The following is a 12,859-nucleotide window of genomic DNA, read 5'->3' as shown; positions in this document are numbered from 1 at the left end:
AGAGTTAGCCTGAACATACTACCATTCTTTTATAACCCGAAACAGACCCGGCCCGCAGGCCGGGAACGGCAGGTTTAGCCACGATGGACGCTAAGTCCGGCAAAACTCTGGCTGACCGGCATCATTTCTACGGTATTGATGTTGACGTGTTTTGGCAGCGTCGCCACCCACCAGACCGTTTCGGTGACATCTTCCGGGGTCAGGGCGTTAGCATTTTCGTAGGTTTTGTCCGCTTTCGCGTCATCGCCTTTGAAACGCACGTTGGAAAACTCGGTGCCGCCCACCAGGCCCGGCTCGATATCGGTGACGCGAATGGCGGTGCCGTGCAGATCGGTACGCAGGTTAAGGCTGAACTGTCGCACAAACGCTTTCGTCGCGCCATAGACGTTGCCGCCAGCGTAAGGCCAGCTTCCGGCTGTGGAACCGATATTGATAATGTGGCCGCGGTTGCGCTCAACCATGCCCGGCAGCACCGCACGGGTCATATAGACCAGCCCTTTGTTGTTGGTGTCGATCATGTTTTCCCAGTCTTCTACACTGGCTTTGTGGGCAGGCTCCATGCCCAGCGCCAGACCGGCATTGTTGACCAGCACGTCGATGGCGCGCCATTCGGCGGGCAGGTTGGCAATCATCTCTTCAATCGCCGCGCGGTTACGCACGTCCAGCTGCGCGGTCAGGATGCTGTCGCCTAACTCGTCTTTCAGCTCCTGCAGGCGCTCCTGACGACGGCCCGTGGCAATAACCTTGTGCCCGTTGGCGACGAAGCGACGCGTGATGCTTTCACCAAAACCTGCCGTTGCCCCGGTAACTAAAATAATCATCTCACTGTTCCTCAACGCTTTTTGTGTTGTACTAACATAGCACGGCCGCAGAGGGTGCGTTAAGGCAACATTTGTATGACGGCGTTGCAGGGGATGGCGGCCTGGCCTACTCTGGGAGGATACCCGTACTCAGGAGTGAAAGATGACGGCCACCAATCCCTTTTTTGAAATCAGCCTGTTGCCATATCAGGCTCCCCATTTTGATGAAATCAACGACAGCCACTATCGTCCGGCCTTCGATGAAGCCCTTCGCCAGAAGCGGGCGGACATTGACGCGATTGTCTCTCAGGCCGCAGTGCCTGACTTCACTAACACCGTGCTGGCGCTGGAGAAAAGCGGCGCCATGCTCGCGCGCGTCAGCAGCGTGTTCTTCGCCATGACCTCCGCGCACACCAATCCGTATTTACAGGAGCTGGAGGAACAGTTCTCCACCGAGCTTGCCGCGCTGGCAAACGATATCTGGCTGAATGACATGCTGTTCGCCCGCGTGGAGAGCGTCTGGCAGGACCGTGCCGCGCTGGACGCCGAATCCCGTCGTCTGGTCGAGGAGACGTATCAGCGGTTTATTCTGGCCGGTGCGCGTCTGAATGAGACAGAAAAGGCCGAGCTGAAGGCGTTGAATACCGAGGCGGCGACCCTGACCAGCCAGTTTAACCAGCGTCTGCTGGCCGCCGATAAGACCGGCGGGCTGGTGGTGGATTATGCGCACCAGCTTGACGGGCTCAGCGCCGGTGAGATTGCTGACGCTGCGCAGGCTGCCGCGGAGCGAGGGCTAAACGATCGCTGGCTGATCCCGCTTCTGAACACCACCCAGCAGCCCGCGCTTGCCGCGCTGCGCAATCGTCAGACCCGCGAAAACCTGTTCAACGCAGGCTGGACGCGCACCCAGAAAGGGGATGAAAACGATACTCGCGCGCTGATCCTTCGTCTGACGGCGCTACGTGCGCGACAGGCCCGTCTGCTGGGCTTTGAGGATTACGCCAGCTGGAGCATCGCCGATCAGATGGCGAAAACCCCGGCCGCCGCGCTGACCTTTATGCGCGGCATTGTGCCTGCCGCCCGCGCCCGCGCGGAACGCGAGCAGGCTGATATTCAGAAAGTCATCGACGACGAGCAGGGCGGTTTCACCGTGCAGGCCTGGGACTGGGCCTTTTATGCGGAGCGCGTGCGCCAGGCAAAATATGCCCTCGATGAGTCGCAGATCAGGCCCTACTTTGCGCTCAATACCGTGCTGCAGGATGGCGTATTCTGGGCGGCAAGCCAGCTGTTTGGCATTCGCTTCGTCGAGCGCTTCGATATCCCGGTATATCACCCGGACGTCCGGGTCTGGGAAATCTTCGACCACACCGGTGAGGGCATGGCGCTGTTTTACGGCGACTTCTTTGCCCGCGACTCCAAACAGGGCGGGGCATGGATGGGGAATTTCGTCGAGCAATCCCTCGAGTTTGCTGCTCGTCCGGTGATCTACAACGTCTGTAACTACCAAAAACCGGCAAATGGCGGGATCGCGCTTCTCTCCTGGGACGATGTGATAACCCTGTTCCACGAGTTTGGCCATACGCTGCACGGCCTCTTTGCCAGCCAGCGTTTCGCCACGCTTTCCGGCACCAATACGCCGCGTGATTTTGTTGAATTCCCGTCGCAAATCAACGAGCACTGGGCCAGCCATCCACAGGTGTTTACCCATTATGCGCGGCATTACGAAACCGGTGAGCCGATGCCGGACGCGCTGCGGGAAAGCATGCTCAACGCGACCCATTTCAACAAGGGTTATGACATGACGGAGCTGCTGAGTGCCGCGCTGCTGGACATGAGCTGGCACGGCATCGGCGAGGCCGTTTCGAGCGTGGAGGATTTTGAAGCGGCAGCGTTGAAAAAAGAGGGGCTGGATCTGCCCGCCGTACCGCCGCGCTACCGCAGCAGCTATTTTGCCCATATCTTCGGCGGCGGCTACGCTGCGGGATATTACGCCTACCTGTGGACGCAGATGTTGGCAGACGACGGCTATCAGTGGTTTGTCGAACAGGGCGGGTTAACCCGTGAAAACGGGCAAACATTCCGCGAGGCGATTTTGTCCCGCGGGAACAGCACGGATTTAGCCGAACTGTATCGCAACTGGCGCGGGCACGATCCGAAGATTGAACCGATGCTGGAGAATCGTGGGTTGAGCGCGTAGGTTATTGTTAGATGAAAACAAAACCGGGCTTTGCGCCCGGTTTTTTTGTATTTATCACTAACGACTATTCAAATTCAGAATGAATAATTGTCTGACCTGAAGTATCGAATTCAGGTTAAGCTTTTGCCCGATATTATTGGTGTAGGTATAGACAGTTTTGGGGGACAGGTAAATTTTTCTGGCAGCAGCAACAGTGTCATCAGTATCCAGCAGGGCAAAAAGTGTTTTTTTCTCCTGTGCTGAAAGCATGCTAAGACTTCTGCAGCGCGCAATGTGGTTCAACGCATATTCAGGTGAATGCGTCCTGCCGCCAGTAAGCTGTTTTCGAAACTCCATAAAGCACGATTTCCTGTAGATTGTCACAAGTGGCTCTAGAACCCTTGAACTGACATCCTTGCCACCGATAAAGATCAATTGATGCTTTTCAGTCAGTTTCTTTCTTTTCAGAAGGTTGAAAATGGCGCCCAGGCTTCTGAATGATTCAATATCTACGATGCAAACCTTTCTGCCGGGGGACGCTTGCTGAAGGATGACAGACAGCGCTTTATTCAAAAAAACATCTTTCGTCAAAATCATGTGAGGCATAAACATAACCAGAACATTTCAGAACACAGTGAAAAGGGGCCCTAAGGCCCCTGCGGTAACATCAGAATCCGATACGGATACCTGCCACACCCTGAATAGGCGTTTCGATTTGGCTGCCCTGACGATAATTAGCCTCACCGTACAAGGTTACGTCTTTACCAACGTTGACTGAAGCGCCCAGACCGTACTTGCCTGATGTGCCTTTGACGTTGTTGTCAAAGCGATTGCGCTCATTGATCGTGACTTCGTTTGAGTTAGCAAACTCCTGCAGCACCGCAGCTGACAGATAAGGTTTGAACTCAGTCGAACCAATATTGAACTTCCCGGCAATCTTCGCGCCGGCTTCACCCGTAACAGAACGCGGTGAGCCCGTATTACCTTTCATGCCGTTGCTGAGTTTCACCTCCTCACTGGTCATCTGAACAAACGCCAGGCGTCCATAAGGCGTGATGCTTACGTCGTCATTGAGATCGAACTGATAACCACCTTCAACGGCTGTGCTGAGTGCATACTGCTTCCAGTCACCGCCGGTTCTACCGCCATTGGTCATGACCGCTCTCAGTTTGTTGTTAAGACGGTTACCTTTCACCACGCCATCAGCGTAGAACCCGCTGGCGTCAAACCACGTGGCATACAGGCCTAGACCATAGCTGTCGATTTTGCTTGTACCACCGCGGGCATGTTTCACTTTGTTATCGCTAAAGGACATGAACGCGCCGGTGACAAGGCTGCCTCGGTCAAAGTCAGTACGGGTATCAGCGCCGATCTCAAGTCCGTTCTGGCTCAACTTATAGGCTGCGCCATTGCTTGTATCAATGTCACTTTTACTGCCGAGGTAGTGTCCCCATACGTTGCTTTCCGGTCCGGTCTTGTCCAGGCTCGCGCGATACGCGCGCAGGCCATCCAGCTCACCGTGGATAACGTTCAGACCGGCATTGGACATGGCCAGAATGGCATCGGTTGCAGGGGTGGTCATCGGCTTCTTGCCGCCGTTCCCGTTACCGCCCGCGTTGCCGTTGTCACCGCCGCCTGGATTCTCACCGCCAGGGTTCTCGCCGCCGGGGTTCTCACCGCCAGGGTTCTCGCCGCCAGGGTTCTCGCCGCCAGGGTTCTCACCGCCGCCTGGGTTTTCACCGCCAGGGTTCTCGCCGCCCGGGTTCTCGCCGCCAGGGTTCTCACCGCCAGGGTTCTCACCGCCCGGGTTCTCACCGCCAGGGTCCTCGCCGCCGGGGTTTTCACCGCCAGGGTTCTCGCCGCCGGGGTTTTCACCGCCAGGGTTTTCACCGCCGGGGTTCTCACCGCCCGGGTTCTCACCGCCCGGGTTCTCACCGCCGGGGTTCTCGCCGCCGGGGTTCTCGCCGCCCGGGTTCTCGCCGCCCGGGTTCTCGCCGCCAGGGTTTTCACCGCCAGGGTTCTCACCGCCGGGGTTCTCACCGCCGGGGTTCTCGCCGCCAGGGTTCTCACCGCCGGGGTTCTCACCGCCGGGGTTCTCACCGCCCGGGTTCTCACCGCCGGGGTTCTCGCCGTCACCGTCCATCGCGCCGAGGTACCAGACGTTACCGCCGGTGAGACCGTCCTTATCCTGCTGGCTGTACAGGGTGTACATATAAGTCCCGCCGTCTACGAAGCGGGTGCTTCGCCCGGATGCCGTGACCATTTCAAAATCAATGTCACCGCCTTTCTCATGGATGAGGTTTAGCGTCAGGTCATCGTGGTCAGATATCTCCTTGCCGGAGTCATTAACGGCAATACCAAACTGACCAGTACCCTGATCGATAGTAACGAAGTTGCCTTGACGATCGGCAAGAGAGGTGTTCAGAAGGAAGTTCCCGGTACCGTTCAGCTCCGTAATCGTCAACTTCGCAAATTCACCATCGCTGTTGCGCAGGAAGTTGATATTACCGCTGTCCATGGTGAGCTTACCGACCTGAGCTGTGGTCTGGCCGGATGTGGCATCGGAAAGGTCGTTAACAGAGAGGGTGCCTCCCTGAATGTTTACGTCCGTTGCGAGAGAGCCAGCGTTCATCAACAGTTCGCCACCGGCGCTCACTCTGGTTTCGCCGTCGGCCACTGCACCGGATCGCAACCACGACTGGCCGCCATTGATGGTGGTATCAGTGGTCGTGCCACCACCATAGACATTCTGTTCCCCGCCATTGTGGATAGTCGTAAAAATGGCTGAACCGGTATAGTGGATATCCTGAGTACCACTGTTAATGATTGTTGATGTGGCCGCGCCGCCTAGGTATACCCTCAAAATACCACCCTCGATGGTGGTGTGGGTGGCAGTACCGCCTTCAATGTTCTGTTGACCACCGCTGCTGACCGTAGTCGAGATGGCCGTACCGAAGACCTTCTGTTGCCCATCGCTGTTGATTGTAGTAGAGGTGGCGATGCCTCCAGCGGAGACGTACTGAGCACCGCCGCTGTTGATTGTGGTAAAGGTAGCCGAGCCACCACTGGAAACGTACTGCCAGCCGATGTTGTTGAGAGTGGTATTAGTTGCCGTACCTCCACTCTCAACGTTTTGTCTTCCATACATATAGATGGTAGTGCTGTTAGCAGTACCGCCACTGGATATGAGTTGATTACCGCCGCTGCTGATGATAGCTAAGGTGGCCGAACCACCACTCAAGACGTGCTGTTTACCGCCACTGCTGATAGTGGTACTTGAGGCAGCACCACCACTGGAAACGTGTTGAGCACCACCGCTGTTGATGATAGTAGAAGTGGCTCTGCCGCCATTTGATACGTCCTGCCTGCCAGCACTGTTGATTGTGGTTGAGGTCGCCGAGGCACCACTGTAGACGTACTGCCGGGCACCACTGTTGAGAGTGGTAGAGGTAGCTACACCGCCAGCGAAGACGGTCTGATAGCCCCAGTCATCAATAGTGGTGTCAGTGGCTGAACCGCCACTGGAAACGTGCTGATAACCACCGTCGAGAATGGTACCAGTAGCAGAGCCGCCCTCGACGTACTGATACCCTCCGCGGACGATGGTGGTGTGCGTTGCCGAACCTCCACTGGAGACGTACTGCTGGCCACCACTATTAATGTTAGTAGAGGTGACCAGCCCACCACTGGCGACGTACTGATATCCCCCATTATTGATAGTCGTGGAGGTTGCCTTTCCGCCAGCAAGGACGTTCTGTTTGCCCCAGGCATTGATGGTGGTATCAATGACCGAGCCGCCACTTGAGACGTTCTGATAGCCTGTGTAGATGGTCGAGGAGGTGGATGCGCCACCGATATTCGTGGAACTGGCCTTCCCGCCATTATAGACGAGCTGAGAACCACCACTGATACTGGTACCAGTAGCCGATCCCCCCTCGACGTGCTGATAACCTCCGCGGTCGATGGTAGTAGATGTGGCCACGCCACCATTGAAGATACTCTGTTTACCACTGCTGTTGATGGTCGTTGAGGTGGCAGAGCCACCATTAAAGATGTTCTGTTCACCACCGCTGTTAATGGTGGTTTCAGTAGCCGAGCCGCCGGCGGAGAGCACCTGCCTACCACTGCTGTTGATGGTAGTGGAGGTTGCCACCCCCCCGGATAGTTGTTGAGAGCCAAAACCGCCGATGGTGGTATAGGAAGCCGAGCCACCAGTGTAAACGAACTGAGTGCCACTAATGGTAGTTGAGGTGGCCGAGCCGCGGAGGCTCTGAGTACCACCGAGTTTGATTGTGGTATCAGTGACCGAGCCGCCACTTGAAACGTACTGCCAACTACCAGTACTGATTGTGGTAGAAGTAGCCGAGCCGCCATTATAGACGTACTGATGACCTCTAGTGATTGTGGTATCAGTGGCCGAGCCGCCACTGGAGACGCTCTGAGTACCACCGCTGTTGATTGTGGTAGAAGTGGCCGAGCCGCCATTGTAGATGTTCTGAGTACCACCGCTGTTGATTGTGGTAGAAATGGCCGAGCCATCGACGCCCTGACTACCACCGCTGTTGACTGTGGTAGAAGTGGCTGAGCCCTCGACAAGCTGGTGACCACCGCTATTGATTGTGGTAGAAGTGACCGCGCCGCCATTGTAGACGTACTGACGACCTCTAGTGATTGTGGTAGAAGTGGCCGACCCGCCACTTGAGATGAACTGAGAACCATCGCTGATGGTGGTATCAGTGGCCGAGCCGCCACTAGAAACCAACTGAACTCCATCAGCATTTATAGTAGTAGAGGTTGCTGAACCGTCACTCTCGACGTGCTGATAGCCTCCACTATTGATGGTAGCAGTAGTGGCTGAGCCGCCACTGAGGATGTACTGTCCACCACCTTCGATGGTGGTAGAATTCGCCGAACCTCCGTTATCGACATATTGATAACCCCAGGTGTTGATGGTTGTGTTACTGGCCAATCCACCCATTGATACGTGCTGACTACCACCGCTGTTGATAGTGGTAGAAGTGGCCTGGCCACCACTGAAGATGCTCTGAGTACCACTGTTTATGGTTGTAGAAATTGTAAAGCCACTATTAGTGACGTGCTGGACCCCAGCGCTATTTATAGTAGTGGTGGTGGCCGTTCCTCCGCTGACGAACTGGTTACCGCCATCAAGGATGGTAGAGGTAGCTTCCCCGCCGTTATAGATGAGCTGAGAACCACCGCTCATTATGCGTGTCGATGTAGCCGACCCGCCACTGGACACGCGCTGATTACCACTATAAATGGTGGTACTAGTGGCAGACCCGCCACTGGACACGTGCTGAGCACCACCACTGATGGTGGTGTCGATGGCAGTGCCGCCACTGTAAACGTGCTGTTCGCCATCAATTCCAACGATAGAGGTATTAACCGCTTCACCGCCATTAGAAACGTGCTGCTTTCCACCGAATTTAATGTCAGTAGAGGTTGCCCGGCCGCCACTTGAGATGTACTGAGTACCACCGCTGTTAATGGTAGTAGAGGTGGCTGAGCCGCCTCTGTAAACGTGTTGATTACCACGGTCGAGGGTAGCATTGGCGGCCAAGCCACCACTAGAGATGCGCTGTTCACCGCCATTACTGACGGTGCTATAAGTGGCGGAACCACCATTTGAGATATGCTGAAAGCCACCGCTAAGGATGGTAGTAGAATTGGCCCAACCACCACCGTAGATGTGCTGGTTGCCATTGCCATAAATGGTGGTGACATTGGCCCAACCGCCACTGGAGACACGCTGAATGCCACCGCTATTGATAGTGGTGAAAGAGGCCCAGCCGCCATTGGAAACGAGCTGAGCGCCACCCGTGTTGATGGTGGTAGCAGAGGTATAACCGTCACTAGTGATGAACTGACTACCACCGCTATTAATGGTGGTGGAGATGGCCCTGTCTCCTGAATGAATACCCTGTATACCCGTTACCGTCTCGCCCACATAATCCACAGCCATGACCGGCCCTGAAGGCAGCAGCACGGCGCCCAGCAGTAACGCCAGTGCGCTTTTCTTCGGCGTCAGCTTCGGACGACCGGACCCGGTCGCCAGCTCGGAGGTGACCACCCACTGCTGGCGCGACTCGCACCACACTGTGGTATATATCTTGTTCATATTTACGTCCCTTACTTATCAACTAATCCTGAATGCAGACGGTCCACCATGCCGATGACCTGTTTACCGGTTATCAGACTCGTGCACTCGTACTGTCGGGGGGTGTTCTTGTGATGCGGACACCACAAAAAATCCACGTGGTCAAAATCAACGGACGTGTCATCCCAGCAGCCGTTACAGCCATGGCTGCTGAATACACGCCAGGGGGTGTAAAATTCGCTGTTGGGGAGACTGAATCCGCTGATTAACACCACCGGGATACCGGACGCCCAGGCAAGCCATGACAGCCCGCTACCCAGGCCGATAAAGAAGCTCGCATGCCTTAACAGGTCCACCCGCTCCTGAAGCGGAATATCGCCTGTGAAGTCTTCGGCGCCCTGGGGAATGTGGTTCCAGACGAAGCCCTGGCCGTAATGCGCATGGCGGTCTATGCACAGCACTCGGTATCCCAGAGACTTAAGGTGAGCAACGACTTCTGCCCAGCCATGGCCGTTGTTCCAGTACTTCGCCTGGTTGGTGGACTGCGCGGCGATGCAGACATACGGCTCTGCTATTTTTCGCTCCGCATCCAGCTTAAGTCGGGGAGGGCACTCCCGCGGATCGACCCCCAGGATGTAGCCGGCATTCCGGTGGAAACCGACCTTCCTGAAATCGATGGGCTGATGTGTGGTATCACCCTTAAAGAAAAGGCCGACATACCAGGATGCGTAGGGATTTACCGTCTGCAGATTGTCCTTAGTGGAGAATGTGATCTCGGGATATTGCGCGCTGAGTAGTTCAATGATTTCCTGCCCCATAACGCACTCAAGCTGACAGCGGTGCAGCTGGCGAAAACGCTCTGCATAATGGAACCACCCAAGCATGTCGCCCAGCGTGCCCGTAGGGAAAAAGATAACAACGGGCTTGTCCTTCATATCCAGTGTTTCATCCAGGATCGGGCTCGCCGAACCCTGGTGGAATACCTGAATGCGGAAACGGACGTAATATTTTTTATTACTAATGACCCAGCCGCCTTCTGAATCACAGCTGAAAAGAATATTGCCACTGTCGTCATCCATTAATATGACGTGCCATTTTCCTTCCGGAAGAAAAACGCGCGCGCCATAGTTAAAGTCATAAAGAATTCCGTCCGGTCCTGTGCAGGACGGGAGTTCTGGAGGATTTGAGAAGTTAGCTGACATATATAATTTGTCCTTGGTGGTAATTTTGAATCTGTAACAAATAGGTTGAGAGCACTACATTTATTTAAGTAATGCTTTCCATGACAGGTTGCGAATTGCTGTATTTGTGTTTTTGAAAAATGTTATATGTGCGTGCAAAACTCGTGCATGCTTACAGGTTTTGAAAATAGATAACCCTGAAAAATATCCACCCCTTTATCTTTCAAAAGCGATAGTTGTTCTTTATTTTCTATACCTTCAGCAATGACATGAATTTGCAGTCGCTCTGCGAGAGTGATAATTGAATCAATCACCGCGGAATAGATTAATGATCCATTACTCGAAATTGTGAGGCATTTATCAATCTTGATTGTTGAGAAACCTGCATGTTCAATATATTTTAGGCATGAACTCCCGCTGCCGAAATCATCGATCGCAAATCGTACTCCTGACTCAGTAAGCTGTTGCATAGCATCAAGCGCAAAGTCGTCCAGGTTCATTGTTCCGCGTTCGACAATTTCCAGCGTGACAGCAATGCGTCCGTCGAATACTTTCTTAAAGTCCGCCACTGCTTCAATAACTCTTGAAGAGTTCAACTGTCTTGCACAGATGTTGAAGGAGAGATAAAAGCCATCGGGTAAAGTTCCTTCATAGCCTTCAAAAAATGCTTTAACATCAGACATCAGGCTGCATGTGACATCATTAATCACTTCACATGATTCCATTGCAGAAAGGTATTTTTCGGGAGAGTGGTAAATCCCGTCTTTGAGAACTCTGAGTAATACCTCTCCGCCTACGATCTTATCGCCCTTACATACCGGCTGGATGAAGGGCACAAATTCAGCGCCGGTCAGTTCCGCTGATAAGATTGTTTCTCTAATCAATGTACGGGCTTTGATGAAGAAACGTTCTGCCTTCATGAGCATTTTGGTGCTTATCATTATGTCGCTCCTTATCTACTGAATTCGCTACCCGAGGTATTACTTCTTTCCCCCGGGTCGTGAATGGCAGTAGCGCGGATGCTGCTCGTGAAGATTAAGAATCTGCTCATTCACTTCTGCGAACAATCCTATCAACCGGAAATGCTTGATAGATACTTGTATCGTTGATTGATTAAAATACAAGCCGATATTCTATTTATTATGTCTTTTACAGGTTATATATCTGCTTGAGATGCCGTCGCGCCTGCCTGTGCTACGATGCTTGCAAGACGTTAATGGGTTTTCGCAGGTTGGAAAAACGAGAGGATCCATTCAAATACCATCATGGATAAGGAGTCGTAGATGGTTTTCGTGATTGATAATAGGGTTTTCTATCGATCGGAAGATGGTGCTATATGGCCATCCGGAGACGAGGGCTCTACTGTCATTCTGACCCTGACAATGAACAGACTACTAACATACCTTCTGGAAAAGCATGGTCAGGTTCTGACCCGAAATGAGCTTCTGGATAGCGTCTGGGATGCTCATGGATTGCGCTCATCGAGTCACACATTAAATAAATACATCTCAGAACTGAGAAAGCACTTCGTCCAGTTTGGTATTACGGATGAATGTATTACCACAGTGCCTCGGGTCGGCTTTATGTTTAACAGTGATATTGACGTCAGGGATATCACTGAATCTACCATTGCTGATGAACGACTCAAAGAGATTGAAGAGCCGGAAGTAATAAAAGTAGTCCGCCGTACTGCGTTAGCGGGTAAGTACAAGTTTCTTCATTATACGCTGGCACTGATTGTACTTTTAATCAGCGCTACCTTGGTTGTGCTAGGTCTCGGAACTCCGTCGAAAGACTTAAGGGAAATAAAACAGATTAAACCCCATTTTTTGTTTAACTACGACACCTGTCCTGTCTATACGGTACAGAACAACTCTGCATCCCTGTCAGAGCAAAAAAAAGAACTGTTTTTAGAACTGGCTGCCTCAAGCCATATTCAGTGTCTTGAAGGCACATCTTTTCTCTATCAGGTTTCTGAGTCCTATCTGTACGGCAATAAGGGGAGAGCGTTTATCAGTCGATGCACGCAAAAAAATAATAATTACATCTCCTGTCTGAATAACTACTGGAGTGGTTATGAACGAAATCAATAAAAAAACAGGGATATCTGCCGTAATTTTACTCCTCATCCTGGCGTTATCGGTGTGGTTCTACGTTCACATACGTCATAAACAGAGTGCGTTGAGTGTTAACTGTTCCACAATTGTACGTTACAACCATCACGAGCCTGATTTCGTCGCTACGCTGGAGTTTATTTTTCGTCTGGATGAAAACCACGATGGCCAGGCTGTCCTGTCGGGGAATATCCAGTCAGTGAGAGGTGTTCATGTCATTTCACGCACAATTCACTTTAGCTATGAGATGAACAGGCCAGGCGAGATTGCCCTTACAGATACGCGCTACGTTAAAAATCCGCGGGATACGGCTGATGATGACAGTTTCAAAAGCAGCTTCTTTTATGTTCCCGAGGGAACCGTTCGCCAGCTGAAGCTTGAACCTACAGGTAATGGCTGGCTGATTGGAAATCTGCAGTCGCCATTTGCGCTTTGCGTGAACAGGTAATGCCATGCCCGGGATTGTGAAC

8 protein-coding genes and 1 pseudogene are annotated in these 12,859 nt (G+C 53.1%); 3 read left to right on the top strand and 6 right to left on the bottom strand.

All coding sequences use genetic code 11. The features are described 5' to 3' along the window. Nucleotides 1-74: 74 nt before the first annotated feature. Nucleotides 75-821 carry a bifunctional NADP-dependent 3-hydroxy acid dehydrogenase/3-hydroxypropionate dehydrogenase YdfG gene (gene ydfG, locus RVY89_RS08490; protein ID WP_023292548.1) on the bottom strand — a complete coding sequence of 249 codons (747 nt, stop codon included), beginning with the start codon at nucleotides 819-821 and terminating at the stop codon, nucleotides 75-77. A 142-nt stretch (nucleotides 822-963) separates the two neighbouring features. Here ydfG and dcp point away from each other — a divergent pair, with 142 nt between their 5' ends. Then, nucleotides 964-2,997, top strand: a complete 2,034-nt coding sequence (gene dcp, locus RVY89_RS08485) for a peptidyl-dipeptidase Dcp (protein WP_484827522.1) — start codon at nucleotides 964-966, stop codon at nucleotides 2,995-2,997. 57 nt (nucleotides 2,998-3,054) lie between these two features. On the opposite strand, the gene RVY89_RS08480 is transcribed toward dcp, so the two are convergent. The 5 genes and pseudogenes from RVY89_RS08480 to RVY89_RS08460 all read right to left on the bottom strand — a co-directional run bounded on the left by RVY89_RS08480 (nucleotide 3,055) and on the right by RVY89_RS08460 (nucleotide 11,216). After that, entirely contained in the window at nucleotides 3,055-3,582 is a 528-nt protein-coding gene (locus tag RVY89_RS08480; RefSeq protein WP_484827521.1) for a LuxR C-terminal-related transcriptional regulator, read from the bottom strand. A gap of 61 nt (nucleotides 3,583-3,643) precedes the next feature. Next, nucleotides 3,644-7,954 (bottom strand): AIDA repeat-containing protein, encoded by a 4,311-nt coding sequence (locus RVY89_RS08475; protein WP_484827917.1) that lies wholly within the window; start codon nucleotides 7,952-7,954, stop codon nucleotides 3,644-3,646. 99 nt (nucleotides 7,955-8,053) lie between these two features. Continuing rightward, a pseudogene (locus RVY89_RS08470) lies at nucleotides 8,054-9,115 on the bottom strand (AIDA repeat-containing protein); the annotation flags it as partial. 11 nt (nucleotides 9,116-9,126) lie between these two features. Beyond that, nucleotides 9,127-10,296: an autotransporter strand-loop-strand O-heptosyltransferase gene (locus RVY89_RS08465; RefSeq protein ID WP_484827520.1), complete on the bottom strand. Its 1,170-nt coding sequence runs from the start codon at nucleotides 10,294-10,296 to the stop codon at nucleotides 9,127-9,129. A 122-nt stretch (nucleotides 10,297-10,418) separates the two neighbouring features. Further along, nucleotides 10,419-11,216: an EAL domain-containing protein gene (locus RVY89_RS08460; protein ID WP_484827519.1), complete on the bottom strand. Its 798-nt coding sequence runs from the start codon at nucleotides 11,214-11,216 to the stop codon at nucleotides 10,419-10,421. A 342-nt stretch (nucleotides 11,217-11,558) separates the two neighbouring features. On the opposite strand from RVY89_RS08460, the gene RVY89_RS08455 reads away from it, so the two are divergent. Together RVY89_RS08455 and RVY89_RS08450 are read left to right on the top strand one after the other, a co-directional pair. Next, nucleotides 11,559-12,368: a winged helix-turn-helix domain-containing protein gene (locus tag RVY89_RS08455; RefSeq protein WP_484827518.1), complete on the top strand. Its 810-nt coding sequence runs from the start codon at nucleotides 11,559-11,561 to the stop codon at nucleotides 12,366-12,368. Further along, the gene (locus tag RVY89_RS08450; RefSeq protein ID WP_484827517.1) at nucleotides 12,352-12,837 is read left to right on the top strand and encodes a hypothetical protein; all 486 of its coding nucleotides are present in this window, start codon (nucleotides 12,352-12,354) and stop codon (nucleotides 12,835-12,837) included. Before RVY89_RS08455 ends, RVY89_RS08450 begins: the two co-directional genes overlap by 17 nt. Nucleotides 12,838-12,859: the final 22 nt, after the last annotated feature.

Source organism: Enterobacter sp. 3U4 (assembly GCF_057224565.1).
Note: the sequence above shows the minus strand (reverse complement) of the source record. Positions and strands in the feature narration are given on the sequence as shown.